A 19,602-nucleotide genomic window follows, 5' to 3' on the forward strand; every position below is an offset into this window, starting at 1 on the left:
TGAGCACGGCCATTTGCTCGGCAACATGAAATTAAGTTTTATTTGTGGTATGTTTTGCTGTTTGCGAAGTTCATTCTAATTGACAATAGATGGGCATTTATAGATTTATTTTTCTGTACCCACCTCCGGCTGAAATTCCAAATGCTTTTCAAGTGATGTGTCGTCTTCAGAATTCAGGGTTTCATTATCATCCTGAACAAATTATTGCCGGAAGATTATAATTAAAGATGTTTTGGAAAATACCTCCGATTCAGGAATTTTTAAGTTTAAATTATTGCAATTCAGAAGTCATAAAGATGACCAAAAAACTCTTAACGTAATTTTTAGAATTCAAAAAATAGAATAGCTGTATATTTACATGATTTTAATCTGAAATATGCAGTACAACCATATTCCGTTTCCTAAGACAGGCTATTTTTCATCATTAATTTGTGATTATTTAGATGAAAAGCCGCAGTTAAAGCTATTTTACAACCGCTTTCCAGCTCTTGAAAATTTTGAAGGGCAAATTGAAGATAAGAAGAATTGGTTTTCTGCGGAATCAAGAACGGCATTGGTTTCAGTTTTAAGGCAGCAATACAAAAATCTCGACGCTTCAGAAAAATCACTTCAAAATATTGAACGTCTAAAATCTAAAAACACCTTTACCGTTACTACAGGGCATCAGCTCAATTTATTTACGGGGCCACTTTATTTTCTTTATAAAATTGTTTCGGCTATAAATCTTTCAAAAGAATTAAAGAAAGCATATCCAGATTTAAATTTTGTGCCAGTTTATTGGATGGCTACCGAAGACCACGATTTTGAAGAAATCAATTATTTTACTTTCAAAGGAAAAAAACTGAATTGGAATAAAAAGGCAAAGGGTGCTGTGGGTGAACTCTCAACAAATGGATTAAAGGCTGTTCTGGATTTGTTTTCGCAAGAATTGGGGCAAGGCAAAAATGCTGATATTTTAAAGCAACTTTTTGAAAACACCTATTTAAAACATGATAATTTAACCGATGCAACAAGATATTTAGCTAATGAACTGTTTAAAGATTTTGGGCTTGTTATTATCGATGCCAACGATGTCGAACTGAAAAAACAGTTTATTCCGTACATGCAAGAAGAATTGGTAAAGCAAAAGGCTTTTAAGTTCGTTTCTCAAACCAATGAACAAATTAATAAATTACCCGACAACTATAAAATACAGGTAAATCCGAGGGAAATAAATCTGTTTTACTTAAAAGAAAATCTACGTGAACGAATCGTTTATGAAAATGAGGTGTATAAAGTTTTAAATACAACAATATCTTGGAGTAAGAGTGAGATGTTGAAAGAAGTTTCTGATTTTCCAAAACGGTTTTCGCCCAACGTAATTATGCGCCCGTTGTACCAAGAAGTGATTTTGCCCAATCTATGCTATATTGGTGGCGGTGGAGAGTTGGCGTATTGGTTTCAGTTAAAACAGTTTTTTGAGGAGGTAAAGGTGCCGTTTCCGATTTTGTTACTGCGAAATTCAGTGTTGTTACAATCTAATAATCAGTTAAAAAAGCTTCAAAAGTTAAATATTTCTGCAGAGGAGGTTTTTCTGAAACGAGATAACTTTATCAATAAAAAAGTACGTGAAATATCAAATGTTGATATTGATTTCTCACCGCAAAAAGAGCATTTAAAGCAACAGTTTGAAGATTTGTATAAACTGGCTGAACAAACCGATAAGTCATTTTTAGGGGCTGTAAAAGCGCAAGAAGTTAAGCAGTTAAAAGGATTGGATAATTTAGAAAAACGGTTGTTAAAAGCGCAAAAACGAAAACTGTCGGATGAAGTTTTACGAATGACAGAACTTCAAAATGAATTGTTTCCAAATCAAGGTCTGCAAGAGCGAAACACGAACTTCTCAGAATTTTATCTGGAATATGGTGAATCGTTGATTCCTCATTTAATTGAAAACTTAAAGCCTTTAAAAGGCGAGTTTTTAGTTTTGAACTTATAAAATTATGCACAAAGTAGACATGGACTTAGTAGAAATGACCTTAGATGTCATGAAATATGCCATCAACAGAATTTCTGCGACCGAACACCCTATAGGAAAACCCAAAAAGGAAGAAGAATTAAGAGCTTTGGTAGGTGAAACCGTTACGCGAGAAGGGGTTGGAGGCGAGTATGCTTTTAAACTTTGGCAGAAATATTTATCTAAGGCTAATGTGCCAATAGACCATCCAAGGCATTTGGCATTTGTGCCTGCATCACCAACTAGAGCGGCCGTAATGTTCGATTTGGTGACTTCGGTTTCCAGTATTCATGGGGCTTATTGGATGGAAGGTGCAGGCGGTATTTTTTGCGAGAATGAAGCTATGCGTTGGATGGTTTCACTCACCGGTTTGCCAGAGGGCGCTTTTGGAGTATTTACCAGTGGCGGTACAGCGGCCAACTTATCTGCTATTGTTACTGCACGCGAATATTGGCGTAGAGATGATACTTACAAAAGAGAAAAAGGTTTAATCATTACATCCATTGGGGCGCATTCTTCAATAAAAGCCATGGCCAAGGTAGCTGATGTCGATATTTTGTTGGTAGACTCTGAGGAAGAGTTAACAGGAAAAGATTTGAGAAATACCATTGATGACTTAAATTTTCATCAACGTAAACGTTTGTTCGCAGTAGTGGCTACCGGTGGAACAACAAATGCCGGTATTATTGATGACTTAAAAGGTATTGCTGAGATTTGTGAAGTCGAAAAACTTTGGTTTCATGTCGATGCAGCTTATGGTGGAGGTGCATTGGTCGCCGATTCCGTAAGGCATTTGTTTAATGGTATTGAAAGGGCTGATAGCATTACCATAGACCCACACAAATGGATGTTTTCGCCATACGATTGCGGTGCGGTAATTTATAAAAACCCTATTCTGGCCAAGGAGGCCCATTCGCAACAAGGTTCGTATTTAGATATTTTTAAAGATGAAGGAGCTCACGGTTTTAATCCAACCGATTACCAAATACAGTTAACCCGTCGTGTGCGAGGGTTGCCATTATGGTTCTCATTGGCAACACATGGCACCGATAAATATAAAGAGGCTGTTGAACGTGGTTTGGAGTTGGCACAAATTGCCGGGAAATTGATTGAAGAAAATCCTAATCTAGAATTGGTTAGAGCCCCAAGTTTATCTTGTGTTTTGTATAGAAGAATAGGATGGAAGCCTGATGATTATACGCATTGGACCTACGAAAATCACGAAAAGGGTTTTGCTTTGGTAACACCAACGAAGTGGAAAAACGGCGATACATTTGAAACGGTTTCTCGATTTTGCTTCATTAACCCTGACACCACTAAAAATGATGTTGAAATGATTTTGGATTCCATGAAGTGAAAAAGTTGATTTTTAATAAGTTTGTAGACTGTTGAAAATTTAAACAAAAAATTATAATTGGTAATTCGTCAATAAAAAATCTATTACTATTTTTGCGCATGCAACACGACAAAGTACTAATTTTAGACTTCGGATCGCAATACACACAACTTATTGCCCGCAGAGTTAGAGAACTCAACATTTATTCCGAAATACATCCGTTCAACAAGATTCCTGATGGTATCGAAGATTACAAAGCTGTAATTTTATCGGGAAGCCCAACCTCGGTTCGTAACGAAGGAGCGTTACATCCCGATTTAAGGGAGATAAGAGGCAAGAAGCCTATGTTGGCCGTATGTTATGGTGCGCAATATTTAGCGCATTTTTCTGGCGGAGAAGTAGCACCTTCAAATACTAGAGAATATGGTCGCGCAAATTTATCTTTCATTAAAGGGAATGAGCCGTTTTTTGCTCATATCCATACGGGTAGTCAAGTTTGGATGAGCCATAGCGATACTATTAAAGAGCTGCCAACAAATGGAGTTTTAATTGCAAGCACGCACGATGTAGAAAATGCGGCTTACAGAATTGATGGAGAAGAAACGTATGCAATCCAGTTTCACCCAGAGGTTTATCACTCCACGGATGGAAAACAGTTATTGGAAAACTTTTTAGTCAAAATAGCGGGGTTACACCAAGATTGGACGCCGCAATCCTTCGTTGAAGAAACCGTTGAGGCCATTCAAGAAAAAGTTGGTAATGGGAAGGTTGTTTTAGGGCTTTCAGGTGGTGTTGATTCTACCGTAGCAGCTGTTCTTCTAAACAAGGCCATTGGCGAGAATCTATATTGTATTTTCGTAAATAATGGATTGCTTCGTAAAAACGAATTTGAAAGTGTACTAAATCAATACAAAGGTATGGGGCTTAATGTAAAAGGCGTTGATGCTTCAAAACGTTTCCTAGATGCTTTAAAAGGTATTGAGGATCCCGAGAAAAAACGAAAGGCCATTGGTAATTCATTCATTGAAGTGTTCGATGACGAGGCCCATAAATTGGAAGATGTGGATTGGTTGGCTCAAGGTACCATTTACCCCGATGTGATTGAAAGTGTTTCGGCTACAGGAGGACCTTCGGCTACAATAAAAAGTCACCATAACGTAGGCGGATTGCCCGATTTTATGAAGTTAAAAATAGTAGAACCACTTCGTGCCATATTTAAAGATGAAGTTAGGCGAGTAGGGGCTACTTTGGGTATTGATCCAGAATTGTTAGGTCGTCATCCGTTTCCTGGACCTGGTTTAGGCATTCGTATTTTAGGTGATATTACCGCCGAAAAGGTTAGAATTCTTCAAGAAGTTGATGCCATTTTTATAAACGGCCTGAAAGAATGGGGACTTTACGATAAAGTCTGGCAAGCCGGTGCTATGCTCCTTCCTGTAAATAGTGTCGGAGTTATGGGAGATGAGCGCACCTACGAAAAATGTGTGGCATTAAGAGCTGTTGAAAGTACAGATGGTATGACAGCAGATTGGGTAAACTTGCCTTATGCATTTCTTCAAAAAACATCAAACGATATAATAAATAAGGTAAAAGGCGTTAATAGAGTAGTGTACGATATTAGCTCTAAGCCTCCTGCCACCATTGAGTGGGAGTAATCTTTTTATCAATTTAAAGTAGTCTTTGGCATATTATATGTTAAGTTTAATAAAAGCGGCATCATGCCGTCCCTTAAACTAACATATAACGTATATAAGTAAATACTTAGCGTTTTTATTATATTTATGGTTTTCACATCAAAAAGTATGAGTAGATTTTTCTTAGCAATAGTTCTGGTTTTAGTATTCGGTTTTACATCCTTAAATGCACAAAATTTTAGTACCCATAAGGTCAAAAAAGGGGAGACCATTGAAGAAATTTCCAAAAAATATTATGTAACACCCTACGATATTTATAAGCTAAACCCAGATGCCAAAGAAGGTTTAAAGCCCAATACCATACTCATTATTCCAATATCTAAGGCGCAAAAGCCCGAAATTATTGTCACCAAAGAACTGCAAGGTTATAAAGAACATAAAACCAAGCGCAAGGAAACGCTGTACAGCCTAACCAAACGTTATAATGTTTCGGAAGAAGAAATTAAAAAACACAATAAATTTTTATACGCCAATACCTTAAAAAAGGGTGATAAAATTCAAATTCCAATCTATAAAATAACTGAAACGATTGAGGAGGTTGAAACAACGAAGCCCTACACGGTTAAACCAAAAGAAGGTAAGTGGCGTATTGCCTATAAGTTTGGAATATCGGTAAGCGAATTGGAAGCTCTCAATCCAGATATGGCTGAGGTTTTAAAAGTTGGCGAAGTTATAAATGTACCAAATTTAGATTCAGGAGAACAAAAGGTTGTAGACGAAAAGTATGGCTACTACAAGGTATTGCCAAAAGAAGGTTTTTACCGATTGAAACTGAAACTAGGTCTAGAGCAAGATGAGATTGAAGCTTTAAATCCAGAATTAAAGGAAAGCGGTTTAAAAGAAGGTATGATTTTGAAAATACCTAATACGAGTTCCACAGAGGGTTTTTCAATATCAAAAAATATTAATTTAATTGATAGTATTTCAGATTTTAGTACAAAACGCATAGCTATACTATTGCCTTTCAGGTTGAATCGTGTAGAGTTTGATACGGTCGCCGATACTAAAAAAAGCATTAATAACGACCCTTATTTAAGCACATCTTTAGATTTTCATACTGGTGTCCTAATGGCTGTTGACTCGCTAAAATCATTAGGTGTTTCGTTAAAAGTTGATATTTATGACACCAAGAACGAGATAAGTGAAATATCACGAATAATTAGAGAAAATAATTTTGACGATGTTGATGCGGTTATAGGTCCATTAACAACTAGGAACTTTGAGAGAGCGGCTTCAGAACTTAGACGTTACAATACCCCGATAGTGTCTCCAATTGGCACAAAATTAAATTTGTATGATAATGTGTTTCAAGCGAGACCCTCAGATGACTTATTGAAAAGTAAAGTTGTGAGTTTTGTAAAATCCGATACCTTGGAAAAAAATGTTTTAATCATTCATGATACAAAGAATACGGCTATTTACAATGAGTTAAAGCGTGAATTTGGTTATGCTAAACATGTACTCTCTAGAAAGAATAAAGACGGGGAAGACGAGTTTTTTGTAACGCCTGAAGATATAGAGGATGCTTTAAAACCAGGAAAAAACGTTGTGTTTTTAGAAACACAAAATGCAGGTTTTGCGGCTAATGTTACGAGTGTTTTGGCTTCACTAATTAGAACTGGTGATGCTCCAGCTAGAAATGGTGAAGACGAAGAAAAGGAAGAACCAAGGGAAATTGTTTTGGTAACCACTGATCGAAATTCAGCTTTTGTTGGTGACCAAATAAATAACACCCATTTGTCCAAACTTCAGTTTCATTTTGCAACTGGAACAAAAGATTATAATGAAAATGATAACCAAATATTTTTAAGGAAGTACACGCAATTATACAATATTACACCAAATAATAAAGCGGTTAAGGGGTTTGATTTAACTATGGATGTGGTATTACGTTTGGTGTCCTCCGATGATTTGTACTTGTCTGCAAAAAACACTCCTTTAACCGAGTACATTGAAAACAAATTCGGGTACAAAAAGAAACTTATGGGCGGTTATTACAATGACACCGCTTACCTTGTGAAATATGACAACCTATCTATTGTTGAGGTAAAACAATAAGCTAAAATGCTTGACGTTTTATATTCAATAAAATGGTGTTTTCTTTAAAATATATTATTCTGTTTTGTTGGTTTACTATTGGTTTTAAACAAGACCAACCTGTAAAGTCATGGAATGAATCGTATCGATTGTCATGGTCAGACTTTAGAGCAAAACCAGATAATTTAGTAAGTGCTGCAGCTATTACGGCATCAGGAATTACATTTGGTTTTTCCATAAAGCAAACCGACAAAAATCAAGTAATAAGTTACTCCACCGAGATTCATGCACATTTTTACCCCGAATCGTCATGGTATAAAAAGGGAAGGGCAGATAATCACGTTTTAGGTCATGAGCAATTGCATTTTGATATTACAGAGCTTTATGCCCGAAAGTTGAGACTACGTATTGGACGGTTGAAGGTATCTAACACTATTGGAAAGAAACTTAAAGAAATTAATGAATCCATAAATTTTGAGCTTGCCGAAGTGCAAAACCGCTATGATAAAGAGACGGATTTTTCCAGAAATCAGGAATCTCAAATCAAATGGAAAGTGTATATTCAGGCTGAGCTTCAAAAACTCTCAAAATTCAAATCTGTAGATTAAATCTGATGCTTCCAGACAAACAATTTTTAATAGACTTAGCCCATACCAAAATGCCCTTTGGGAAATATAAGGATAGGTATTTAATCGATTTGCCCGAGTATTATGTGGTTTGGTACCATAGCAAAGGTTTTCCAAAAGGTAAATTGGGCGATATGCTAAAACAAGTCTACGAGCTAAAGCTTAATGGCCTGGAAGATTTAATTCGGAATATTAAAAGGCGATACCCTAAATAATTTTATTATCAAATAGCTTGTTTATAGCTTCTTTTCCTGTCTTTTTGGCAAGCCCCCGAGATGATAAGTTCAATTTTGAACAAAACCAACAAGATTAAGAACATGATTTATGTCATTGAAAACCAGTTGTTCAATGCTTAAATTTAAAAGTTATTAAAAAACAATTTTTATAATCTTTTAAATAGAAAATCATGGAGTTATTAGAAGAAACAAAAGCTGGGGTTTACCGTTTTGGGGACAAACAGGCTGATGGAAATAGTGAAATGAAAAATCTTTTAGGAGGGAAGGGCGCAAATTTGGCAGAAATGAGCGCTATTGGTATACCGGTACCTCCAGGGTTTACAATCACGACCGAAATCTGTACGCAGTATAATAGATTGGGAAGAGATGCGGTTATCGAAACTATTAAGGATGAAGTGGAAGCGTCCATCAAAAACATTGAGAATTTAATGGGGAGCGAATTTGGTGATAAAGACAACCCATTACTGGTTTCTGTGCGCTCTGGAGCACGAGTTTCAATGCCAGGAATGATGGATACCGTTTTAAATTTAGGAATGAATGACGAAGTAGTTTTAGGGCTGGCTAAAAAGACCAATAATGAACAATTTGCTTGGGATTCTTATCGACGCTTTATTCAAATGTATGGAGGTGTGGTTTTAGGTATGAAACCTGCTTCAAAAGATGATATTGACCCTTTTGAAGAAATCATGGAACACCTAAAAGAAAAAAGAAACATTAAACTAGATACTGAATTTTCCATTCAAGATTTAAAAGATTTGGTTTATGATTTCAAAGATGCTGTAAAAAAACGAACAGGACACAGTTTTCCAACAGACCCATGGGAGCAACTTTGGGGTGCCGTTATTGCGGTGTTTAATAGTTGGAACGGTGATAGAGCCGTTTATTATAGAAATATGCATGGTTATCCCGCCGATTGGGGAACGGCCGTAAATGTACAGGCCATGGTATATGGTAATATGGGTGATAATTCTGGAACGGGAGTTTGTTTTACCCGTGATGCAGGCACTGGAGAGAATGTTTTTAATGGCGAGTATTTAATCAATGCCCAAGGTGAAGATGTCGTTGCAGGGGTAAGAACACCGCAACAAATTACCAAATTAGGTTCGAAGCGATGGGCAGAATTGGCTCAAATAGAAGAGCAGGACAGAAAAGAGAATTATCCCTCTTTGGAAGAACTTATGCCCACAATATTTGAGGAACTGGATTCTTACCAAAAAACTCTTGAAGAGCATTATCGAGATATGCAGGATATGGAGTTCACCATTCAAGATGGAAAATTGTGGATACTTCAAACCAGAAATGGTAAACGCACAGGGGCGGCCATGGTTAAAATTGCCATAGATTTATTGAAAGAAGGCAAAATTGATGAAAAAGAGGCATTGTTAAGAGTTGAACCTAATAAATTGGATGAATTGCTGCACCCTGTTTTTGATTCAAAAGCTTTAAAAAAAGCACATGTTATTGCTCAAGGCCTACCAGCTTCGCCAGGAGCAGCCACTGGGAAAATCGTGTTTTTTGCAGATGAGGCCAATAAATTTAGAAGCAGCATTTTAGTTCGTATTGAAACCTCTCCCGAAGATCTGGAAGGTATGAATATAGCCAAGGGCATTTTAACCGCACGTGGAGGTATGACATCACACGCGGCCGTTGTTGCGAGAGGTATGGGTAAATGCTGTATTTCTGGTGCTGGAGCCTTAAAAATTAATTACAAAACAAGAACCCTTACCGTTGGAGGCCAGGAGTTTCATGAAGGCGATTGGATTTCCTTAAACGGTTCAACCGGAAACATTATTGAGGGGAAAGTAGAAACTGCCGAACCTGAACTTACTGGGGAATTTGCCCAAATCATGAAGCTTTCCGATAAGTATGGTGTTATGAAAGTGCGCACCAATGCAGATACACCTAAAGATGCCAAAGTAGCCAGAAATTTTGGAGCTCAAGGTATTGGTTTGACAAGGACTGAGCATATGTTCTTTGAACTAGATAGAATTAAAGCCATGCGCGAAATGATTTTAGCGGATACCGTTAAGGGTAGAAAACTTGCTTTGCAAGATTTATTACCAATGCAACGTGAGGATTTCGAAGGTATTTTTGAAGCAATGGAAGGTTTACCGGTTACAATTAGATTGTTGGATCCACCATTGCATGAATTTGTACCTCATCAATTGGCTACCCAAAAAGAACTTGCTGACGAGATGCATATTTCATTACAAGCCGTAAAAAATAAAGTAGCAGAGTTGGAAGAATTTAACCCCATGTTGGGCCATAGAGGTTGTAGGTTGGGTAATACCTACCCAGAAATTACCGAAATGCAAACGCGCGCCATAATAGAAGCGGCTTTAAATCTTAAAGAAAAAGGAATGACAGTAGTTCCTGAAATTATGGTACCGTTGATTGGCACAGTTAAAGAATTTGAAGCTCAGGAAAAAATTATTAGAGATACGGCCAATACTGTTTTTGAAGAAAGAAAAGATAGTGTAGATTATTTCGTAGGAACTATGATTGAAATTCCTCGTGCTGCTTTAATGGCCGATAAAATTGCAGAGAAGGCGGATTTCTTTTCCTTTGGAACAAACGACTTAACACAAATGACTTTTGGGTATTCCCGTGATGATGCCAGCAAGTTTTTACCAATTTATATCGAAAAAGGTATTTTAAAAGTTGATCCCTTTGAAGTTTTAGATCAGGAAGGTGTCGGCCAGTTGGTAAAAATGGGGACAGAACGTGGCAGAAGCGTTAAGCCTAATTTAAAAGTTGGAATATGCGGTGAGCATGGCGGTGAACCTAGTTCCGTAGAATTTTGTTATAAGACAGGAATGGATTACGTAAGCTGCTCGCCATATAGAGTGCCTATTGCACGATTGGTTGCTGCACAAGCTGTTATAAAAGAGGCGATTTAAAGAATTATAAATTAAAATTAAAAGGCGGATAAAGATTTATTTATCCGTCTTTTAATTATTAGATGTTCAATCAACTTATTTCTTTTCAATCCATAACCTAGCATTTACAAATGCCTCCAACCAAGGTGTAACCTCGTCTTTTCTGCTTTCAGGGTAATGTGCCCAATTCCATTGGAACGTAGAACGCTCAATATGTGGCATGGTAACTAAATGGCGTCCTGTTTTATCACACATCATGGCTGTGTTGAAATCTGAACCGTTTGGATTGTGTGGATAGCCTTCATAACCGTACTTAGCGACAATATGATATTGGTCTTCAGAATAAGGTAAGCTAAATTTTCCTTCACCATGCGAAATCCAAACACCCAAGGTGCTTCCTGCAAGTGTTGAAAGCATCACCGAATTGTTTTCTTGAATTTTTACCGAAGTAAAAGAACTTTCGTGTTTATGCGAGTTGTTGTGATGCATTTTGCCATGGATATCGTGGTCTGGGTTGATTTCTTCCAATTCCATAAATAACTGGCAACCGTTACAAATTCCAACAGATAAAGTGTCTTCCCTTTCAAAAAATTTATGAATAGCTCTATTTGCTTTTTCATTATATTTAATGGCACCCGCCCAACCTTTGGCAGAGCCTAAAACATCACTGTTGCTAAAACCACCAACGGCGCCTAAAAACTGAATATCTTCTAGTGTTTCGCGACCAGAAATTAAATCGGTCATGTGTACATCTTTTACATCGAAACCTGCTAAATACATAGCGTTGGCCATTTCGCGCTCCGAGTTACTTCCTTTTTCACGTAGTATGGCTGCTTTTGGTCTTGAGTTTCCAATAGCTGGTAATTTGCCTGTAAAATGTTTTGGAAAGGTATATTGTAAAGCTTGGTTTTTGTAATTATCAAATCGGTCTTGCGCTAGACCGTTTGCTGTTTGTTTTTGATCCAAAAGGTAAGACGTTTTGTACCAAACATCACGTAATCTAGAAACGGTTAAAGTAAATACATCAGTATGGTTGACAATACTTAAGGTGTCACTTTCGGTAACTTTTCCAATGTTGACAAATTCAATATTAGCTTCCGAAAGGGGTTTTTCAATTGAATCATCCTTAGCTTGAATAACAATACCAGCGTTTTCTGCGAATAAAACTTTTAGTGAATCTTTCTCATCCAGTCTGGATAAGTCTAATTCAGCTCCCAAATTATGGTCTGCAAAACAAAGCTCTAACAACGTCGAAATTAGTCCGCCAGAAGCGACATCGTGACCGGCCACTATTTGTTCGTTTCTTATTAGATTTTGAATGGTGTTAAAAACGATTTTTACGTAAGCCGAATCGTTTATATTCGGTGCATCGTTTCCAACTTTGTTCAATATTTGAGCAAAAGAACTTCCGCCTAATTTAAAGTTGTCTTTTGACAGATTGATGTAATAAATATCACCCGCATTTTTTTGTAAAACAGGCTCCACCACTTTGTTGATATCGTTGCAATTTCCGGCTGCCGAAATAATGACGGTGCCTGGAGAAATTACATCTTCATTCGGGTATTTTTGCTTCATGGAAAGCGAATCCTTTCCTGTTGGTACATTAATACCTAAATCGATGGCAAATTTTGAAACGGCTTCAACGGCTTCATATAAACGCGCATCTTCCCCATCATTTTTACATGGCCACATCCAGTTTGCCGACAGAGAAATAGATTTTAATCCATCTTTTAAAGGTGCCCAAATGATATTTGTAAGGGCTTCAGTTATAGAGTTTCTACTTCCTGCCACCGGATTAATCAACCCAGAAATAGGGGAGTGCCCAATGGAAGTGGCAATACCTTCTTTTCCTTTAAAATCCAATGCCATTACACCAACATTGTTAAGGGGCAATTGCAACGGGCCAGCGCATTGTTGTTTGGCTACTTTTCCGCCAACGCAACGGTCTACTTTATTTACCAACCAATCTTTACAGGCTACAGCTTCAAGCTGCAAAACTTGCTCTAAATAATTATGGAATTCATCAGAATTGTAAGCGACATCGCTATAATTTCTTTTTACGGTTTGGTCTGTCATTACTGTTTTTGGCGAGCTTCCAAACATATCTTCCATAGCCAAATCCATAGGTTTGTTGCCTTTGGTTTTAGATTGAAAAGTAAAGCGGTCGTCACCAGTAACGTCACCAACGGTGTACATCGGCGAACGCTCGCGGTCTGCTATTCGATGTAAAAAGTCAATATGCTTTTCGCCAATAACCAAGCCCATACGCTCTTGAGATTCGTTACCGATAATTTCTTTATCAGAAAGCGTTGGGTCGCCAACAGGTAATTTGTCTAAATCGATTTTTCCACCAGTATCCTCAACCAGCTCAGAAAGACAATTTAAATGGCCTCCTGCACCGTGGTCGTGAATAGAAACAATGAAATTCTCATCACTCTCTACCATGCCACGAACGGCGTTTGCGGCACGTTTTTGCATCTCTGGGTTAGAACGTTGTACTGCATTTAACTCAATACCGGAAGCAAATTCCCCAGTGTCAGCAGATGAAACTGCGGCGCCACCCATACCAATACGGTAATTTTCACCGCCTAGAATAACTATTTTATCTCCTTTTTTAGGAGTGTCTTTTAGAGCTTGGTCTGTTTTACCATAGCCAATACCTCCAGCTTGCATAATAACTTTGTCGAAGCCTAATTTACGAGCCTCTTCTTCATGTTCGAAAGTCAATACCGAACCACAAATTAGTGGTTGCCCAAATTTATTCCCAAAGTCCGAAGCACCGTTTGAGGCTTTTATCAAAATATCCATAGGTGTTTGGTACAACCAATCGCGTTCAGCAACGCCATTTTCCCATGGACGGTTTTCTTCTAAACGTGAATATGAGGTCATGTAAACCGCAGTTCCAGCTAAAGGTAGTGAGCCTTTTCCGCCGGCCAATCTATCGCGAATTTCACCACCAGAACCCGTTGCGGCACCGTTAAAAGGCTCAACGGTAGTAGGGAAATTATGGGTTTCCGCTTTAAGCGAAATTACAGAATCGAAATCCTGAGTAGTATAATAATCAGGAATGTCGGCGCGTTTAGGAGCGAATTGTTCCACTTTCGGGCCTTTAATAAAAGCTACATTATCTTTATATGCCGAAACAATATCGTTTGGATGTGTTTCAGATGTTTTTCTAATCAGTTTAAAAAGCGACGTCGGTTTTTCTTCACCATCAATAACAAACGTACCGTTAAAAATTTTATGGCGACAATGTTCACTGTTTACTTGTGAAAATCCAAACACTTCAGAGTCGGTAAGGGGCCTGCCAATTTTCTTTGCTACACCCTCTAAATAAAGCACTTCTTCATCACTTAATGACAAACCTTCCTGAGCATTATAAGCAGCAATATCTTCAATGTTTAAAATTGGTTCAGGTTCAATATCAATGGTAAAAGACTTTTGGCTCAAACCATTAAATTTTTCCGAGATCATCGGGTCGTAATTCTTAAAACCTTCAGCAACAGTTTCAAATTCTTCAATTCTAATAATGTCGGTAATGCCCATGTTTTGGGTGATTTCTACCGCATTAGTACTCCAAGGGGTAATCATGGCAGCACGAGGCCCAACATAAAACGCATCCAGCGATGCTTGCTCAATTTTAGGCTGGTTGCCAAAAAGCCAGATTAATTTAGAAATGGTTTCAGAAGATAAATCTTTTGTTGTTTGAACAGCAAAAACCTTGCTATTTACGTTTCCAAAGAAATGAATCATTAGGTTTGAATTTGTTAGTGTTTCAGAAAATGCAAAAATACACTTTTTTACCCATTCCTAGCCCCTTTTTTTCTCAAGAAAGGTTGGTTATCAACAGTATTTTAACAAGGTTTATTGTGTTTAATTTTCTTTATATTTAGAGAATAAAACAATGATATGCTTACTAAAAAGCGTTACTCCGTAAAAGATTTAATGATTTGGTCCCGTTGGGAAACCTTTATCTTTATTTCGTATGCTACAATTATAGCCGTTTTGTATAATGTATTTGATTTTACGTTTTTAGATTTACCATGGACGCCTGTTGCCCTTATAGGTACAGCCGTGGCTTTTTTAGTAGGGTTTCAAAACAATTCGGCTTACGATAGGATTTGGGAAGCACGAAAAATTTGGGGTGCCATTGTAAATTCTTCTAGAGCCTTTGGAATGAAAGTACAGGATATGGTAACCAACGAATATTGTGATAACCCCGTTTCGGAAGATGAATTGAAAATCCACAAAAAAACCTTGGTATATCGTCATATTGCTTGGATGACTGCCTTGCGCCATGCCATGCGGCAAAAAAAATCATGGGAATCGTTTAGCGAGCACGTTACCAATCGGGAGTGGCAAAAAGAGATGTATATTCCTGAATATAAATATGCTTTGGAAAAAGAATTAGAGGCGTATTTATCTGATTCAGAAAAAAAATATGTGCTTACAAAAAGTAATAAACAAACGGCTTTGTTGTACTTGCAATCTAAACATTTGCGTGAACTAAAAGAACAAGGTTTGGTTTGGGAGTTTTCGTTTTTGGAATTGGAAAATGTTTTGGGCGATTTGTTTGACCATCAAGGAAAATCTGAACGCATAAAGAACTTTCCATATCCTAGACAATACGCAGGATTAGCATATTATTTGGTAGCCATTTTTCTGTTTTTGTTGCCGTTTGGAATTGTACCTGAATTTGCAGACATTGCTAAAGGTTTTGCAGGTTCCACGCCAATAATTTCTAAAATTTTTGTCTGGGTGGCCATTCCGTTTTGTGGGGTGGTATCGTGGGCATTTCATATTATGGAACGTATGGCTAGAGTAGGAGAGAACCCGTTTGAAGGTTCGCCAAACGATGTGCCAATCTCAACTATTGCCCGAGGTATTGAAATTGACATGCGACAAATGCTTGATGAAAATGCTGAGCAAATTCCTGCTGGGATTCCAGAAAAATACAATGTACAAATGTAACTCAGAAATATTTTATGAGTATAGATTTTACCGAATCATAATACGAGCGTCCGAATAAATTAAGATGCACTAACAAATAGTACAGTTGGTATATTTCAATTCGTGCTGTAGTATCACTTGTAAACGGAATACTTTCGACATAAGCATCATAAAAGTCTTCGCCAAAACCTCCAAAAAGCTTAGTCATGGCAATGTCAACTTCACTATGTCCATAATACACCGCCGGGTCGATTAGATAGGGTGTGCCGTCTGAAGAAATCAAATAATTACCACTCCATAAATCACCATGAAGTAACGATGGCTTAATATTTCTGAAAAGTGAAGAAAGTGATTTAACCATAGTTTCCGTAGGAGGAATTTCATTGGAGTGAAGCAAATTTTTTGATTTTGTTAATTTTAATTGTGGCAGGAGCCTTTCGTAAATATAAAAGTTTCCCCAAGTTTTATGTTCGGTATTACTTTGTAGCAAATTGCCAATAAAATTATTATGGTCGAGGCCGAAATTTCTCGAATGACATTGGTGCAATTTAGCCAATTGAACTCCTAAACTTTTAAATCTTTAGATGATGGTTGTTTCGGTTCGATAAACTCCATCAACAGAAAGGCTGTGTTTTGAAACGCGTCATAGGCTAAAACTTGAGGTGTTTTTATGGTGTTGGTGTTTTCAACAAGTTTTAAACCGCTGGCTTCAATCTTGAGCATATCCAATGCATCAGGATTGCTGTTTACCTTTAAAAAGTAAGATTGGCCTTCCGCTTCAACTTTATAAGACGTTGAGATATCGCCACCATGAACTGGCGAAACTTTTGTTATGGTTTCGTTTAGAATGCTCGTAAGATGTTTTTTTAAATCGGTTTGCATGATTTAAAAATACGGAAGAAGTTTTAGATGATAGTATGATTTTGTTTTTTGTCAACCTGAACTTGTTTCAGGTTCTCACCATAAATATTTTGTGGTGTGATTCTGAAATAAATTCAGAATGACACAGCACACACACAACAACTTAAACCTAAGGCTTCCTCTCCATCAAAGCCATATAAAAGCCATCAAACCCAGATTTATGTGCCAACACCTTTTTATCTTTTACCAAACTGAAATTGGCTCCAGCTTCCGATTTTAAAAAGGCATCTACCTGCTTTTGGTTTTCAGAAGGCAATACCGAACAGGTAGCGTAAACCATTTTACCTTCGGGTTTTACCATTCTTGAGTACTGTTGTAAAACTTCTTGTTGGGTCACACGGATACGATCTAAAAACTCAGGTTCCAATTTCCATTTTGCATCGGGGTTTCTTCGTAAAACACCCAAACCAGAACAGGGAGCATCAATTAAAACACGGTCGGCTTTATCGTATAGTTTTTTTATGGGTTTCGTGGAATCGATGACTTTTAATTCAATGTTATGCACACCGTTACGCCGCGCACGAATTTTTAGCTTTTTTAGTTTACTTTCGTAAATATCCATGGCTATAACCTGTCCTTTGTTTTCCATTAAAGAAGCGAGGTGCAAAGTTTTTCCGCCGGCACCGGCACAGGTGTCAACCACTTTCATGCCCGGTTTTACATCTAGAAAATCGGCCACCAATTGCGATGAGGCGTCCTGAACTTCAAATAATCCATTTTTAAAAGCATCAGTAACAAAAACATTAGCACGTTCCTTTAATTTTAAAGCCGAAGGATAGCCTTTTATAAACTCGGTTTCAATGTCATTTTCGTCAAAAAGAATGCTTTGTAGTTTTTCTTTGGTAGTTTTTAAGGTGTTTACGCGCAAAATGACATCGGCCTGTTGGTTTTGCATGGCAATTTCTTGGGTCCACTCTTTTTCGCCTAATTCTTCAAGTCCAACGTTTTCAATCCAATCGGGAATGGATTCCCTGAATTTTCGGATTTTTGAAAGTTCATCAAAACGCCCCTTTATTTTTCGAGTTGGGGTGTTTTCAAAATATTTCCAATCGGGTAATTTTATTCCTTTTAAGGTCGCCCAGACAGCAAACATGCGCCATAGGTTATCACGGTCAAACGGTTCTTTAACTTCAGCAATTTCTGCATAAAGACGTTTCCAACGTACAATATCGTAGGTGGTTTCGGCTACAAAACCACGGTCGCGCGAGCCCCAACGTTTATCGCGTTTTAATAATTGTTGGATGACTTTATCGGCATACTTTCCTTCGTTAAAAATTAAGGTTAATCCGTCAATAACTGCAAAGCATAAATTTCTGTGTAATCGCATGTTGTGTAAATAAGGCTGCAAAGTTACGTTAATTGCCACGAATTCTCGAATGTTTTATTAATTAGATGAATAGGTTTATCTTTCTAGAAAATTAGTGTTTATGAAATCAGTTTTTACAGTCTTTTTAGCTGCCTTTTTATTGTTTTCTTGCGGAAAGAAAGGCGGGTTTATTCCTCGAAATTTTGATGCCATTGAAATTGAAACACTTGTGCATGATTCGCTTTTGAATGTTAGGACTTTAGAGTTGGATGATGAGAGGTTATTGGGCATTTCTTCCGTTGGAATGCAGTATTCCTTATTCTTTGATGGGCTAAATGAGTTAATTGAAACTGAATTAGTTCGGAATCCTGAATCCCGCTTTAGGTCTTGCGCTATTAGGAATGATAACTTTTTTTACCTCTCTATAGGGTCTCCTGCTGAGCTATACAAAAACGGGATGTTGGTTTATTATGAAAAGCATCCCAAAGCCTTTTTTGATTCTATGGGTTTTTGGAACGACCAAGAAGGTATTGCCATCGGTGATTCTACAGATGGGTGTTTAAGCGTAATAATTACTCGGGATGGTGGCGAAACTTGGACAAAATTATCTTGTAACGAATTGCCAAAAGGCTCAGAAAATGAAGGGGCTTTTGCCGCCAGCGATACCAATATTGCAATTGTAGGAAATAAAGCTTGGGTGGCAACTACTTATGGTCGTGTTTACTATTCACCTGATAAAGGAAAAACTTGGGAGGTTTTTGATACACCTATTGTAAAAGAAAAGGATACCGAAGGTATCTATTCAATTGATTTTTATAACGAATTAAACGGATTTGCCATTGGTGGGGACTATACCAAACCAAATGACAATACTGCCAATAAAATAGCAACTAGCGATGGCGGAAAAACATGGCAGTTGGTAGCCCAAAACCAAAATCCAGGATATCGAAGTTGCGTTCAGTATGTCCCAAATGGAAAGGCTAAGGAGTTGGTAGCCGTTGGTTTTAAGGGTGTTGACGTTAGCAATGATGCCGGTGAATCATGGAAGCACCTGAATGATGAAGGTTTTTACACAATTAGATTTTTGAATGACAGTGTGGCTTAAGCTGCTGGTGCTGATAGGATTTCAAAACTTACTTTCAGGGAATAAAAAAAGGACTGTTTTACTTCTCTTTTTCCATTCTGTGTTTTATTTTTTTATTGACGTATCTGTCAAACAGCCGTTTTTTAAAATCTTCTTCCGCCATTTTCAGAAGAATTATTTTTTTATTAGAAATAATTTTTTGTAACTGTTTTATCAGTTTTAATTCTTCGGCTTGAAGTTCGTTTTCGTACTTGGTTAAATTTTCAAGTAATTCTTTGGCTTTCGTTTCACTTATGCCATCACGGTTATCTTTAATTTCTCGGTGAATGCTACGGATTTTTTCATGTCTTAATTTAGAACTAGCTTCTTCGTAGGCATTATAGATTGGCCAAAATTTTTCAGCTTCATCGGGGGTTAGATTAACGCGCTCTGAAATAAAAGGTATTTTTAACTTTTTAAACTTATCTCCGCGGTGTTGCGAAAATGCACTGACTGAAATAAACAGCACTAATATGGGGATTATAAATTTTTTCATGA

Annotated in this window: 14 protein-coding genes; 9 read left to right on the plus strand and 5 right to left on the minus strand. The window is 37.4% G+C overall.

The window, feature by feature from the left end; translation table 11 throughout:
• Positions 1–376: 376 nt before the first annotated feature.
• The 7 genes from bshC to ppdK all read left to right on the plus strand — a co-directional run bounded on the left by bshC (position 377) and on the right by ppdK (position 10,825).
• Complete coding sequence (bshC, locus tag ACIEHO_RS03595) at positions 377–1,978, plus strand: bacillithiol biosynthesis cysteine-adding enzyme BshC (protein ID WP_406968753.1); 1,602 nt, start codon at positions 377–379, stop codon at positions 1,976–1,978.
• Positions 1,979–1,982: 4 nt separating this feature from the next.
• Positions 1,983–3,353, plus strand: coding sequence for a pyridoxal phosphate-dependent decarboxylase family protein (locus tag ACIEHO_RS03600; RefSeq protein ID WP_406968755.1), 1,371 nt, complete (start codon positions 1,983–1,985; stop codon positions 3,351–3,353).
• 98 nt (positions 3,354–3,451) lie between these two features.
• Positions 3,452–4,987, plus strand: coding sequence for a glutamine-hydrolyzing GMP synthase (guaA, locus tag ACIEHO_RS03605; RefSeq protein ID WP_406968757.1), 1,536 nt, complete (start codon positions 3,452–3,454; stop codon positions 4,985–4,987).
• A gap of 147 nt (positions 4,988–5,134) precedes the next feature.
• Positions 5,135–7,084: a LysM peptidoglycan-binding domain-containing protein gene (locus ACIEHO_RS03610; RefSeq protein ID WP_406968759.1), complete on the plus strand. Its 1,950-nt coding sequence runs from the start codon at positions 5,135–5,137 to the stop codon at positions 7,082–7,084.
• A gap of 32 nt (positions 7,085–7,116) precedes the next feature.
• Positions 7,117–7,671 (plus strand): DUF922 domain-containing protein, encoded by a 555-nt coding sequence (locus ACIEHO_RS03615; RefSeq protein WP_406968761.1) that lies wholly within the window; start codon positions 7,117–7,119, stop codon positions 7,669–7,671.
• A 5-nt stretch (positions 7,672–7,676) separates the two neighbouring features.
• Positions 7,677–7,904: a DUF3820 family protein gene (locus tag ACIEHO_RS03620; protein ID WP_406968763.1), complete on the plus strand. Its 228-nt coding sequence runs from the start codon at positions 7,677–7,679 to the stop codon at positions 7,902–7,904.
• 191 nt (positions 7,905–8,095) lie between these two features.
• Positions 8,096–10,825 (plus strand): pyruvate, phosphate dikinase, encoded by a 2,730-nt coding sequence (ppdK, locus tag ACIEHO_RS03625; protein WP_406968765.1) that lies wholly within the window; start codon positions 8,096–8,098, stop codon positions 10,823–10,825.
• A 75-nt stretch (positions 10,826–10,900) separates the two neighbouring features.
• On the opposite strand, the gene purL is transcribed toward ppdK, so the two are convergent.
• On the minus strand, positions 10,901–14,557 hold the full coding sequence (purL, locus tag ACIEHO_RS03630; RefSeq protein WP_406968767.1) for a phosphoribosylformylglycinamidine synthase: 3,657 nt from the start codon (positions 14,555–14,557) through the stop codon (positions 10,901–10,903).
• A gap of 156 nt (positions 14,558–14,713) precedes the next feature.
• On the opposite strand from purL, the gene ACIEHO_RS03635 reads away from it, so the two are divergent.
• Positions 14,714–15,775, plus strand: a complete 1,062-nt coding sequence (locus tag ACIEHO_RS03635; protein WP_406968769.1) for a bestrophin family protein — start codon at positions 14,714–14,716, stop codon at positions 15,773–15,775.
• 1 nt (position 15,776) lies between these two features.
• Here the strand turns inward: ACIEHO_RS03635 and ACIEHO_RS03640 are convergent, their stop codons facing one another.
• The 3 genes from ACIEHO_RS03640 to ACIEHO_RS03650 form a co-directional block, all read right to left on the minus strand.
• A complete protein-coding gene (locus ACIEHO_RS03640) occupies positions 15,777–16,310 on the minus strand; it encodes a fructosamine kinase family protein (protein ID WP_406968771.1) in 534 nt (177 codons plus the stop codon).
• 8 nt (positions 16,311–16,318) lie between these two features.
• Positions 16,319–16,636: a fructosamine kinase family protein gene (locus tag ACIEHO_RS03645; protein WP_406968773.1), complete on the minus strand. Its 318-nt coding sequence runs from the start codon at positions 16,634–16,636 to the stop codon at positions 16,319–16,321.
• 148 nt (positions 16,637–16,784) lie between these two features.
• Positions 16,785–18,002, minus strand: a complete 1,218-nt coding sequence (locus ACIEHO_RS03650; protein WP_406969839.1) for an RsmB/NOP family class I SAM-dependent RNA methyltransferase — start codon at positions 18,000–18,002, stop codon at positions 16,785–16,787.
• 100 nt (positions 18,003–18,102) lie between these two features.
• Between ACIEHO_RS03650 and ACIEHO_RS03655 the strand changes: the two genes are divergently transcribed.
• Complete coding sequence (locus tag ACIEHO_RS03655) at positions 18,103–19,086, plus strand: WD40/YVTN/BNR-like repeat-containing protein (protein WP_406968775.1); 984 nt, start codon at positions 18,103–18,105, stop codon at positions 19,084–19,086.
• A gap of 58 nt (positions 19,087–19,144) precedes the next feature.
• On the opposite strand, the gene ACIEHO_RS03660 is transcribed toward ACIEHO_RS03655, so the two are convergent.
• Positions 19,145–19,600, minus strand: a complete 456-nt coding sequence (locus tag ACIEHO_RS03660) for a sensor of ECF-type sigma factor (protein WP_406968777.1) — start codon at positions 19,598–19,600, stop codon at positions 19,145–19,147.
• Between the last annotated feature and the right edge of the window lie 2 nt (positions 19,601–19,602).

The organism is Flavisericum labens (assembly GCF_045446075.1).
GTDB classification, from domain to species: domain Bacteria; phylum Bacteroidota; class Bacteroidia; order Flavobacteriales; family Flavobacteriaceae; genus Flavisericum; species Flavisericum labens.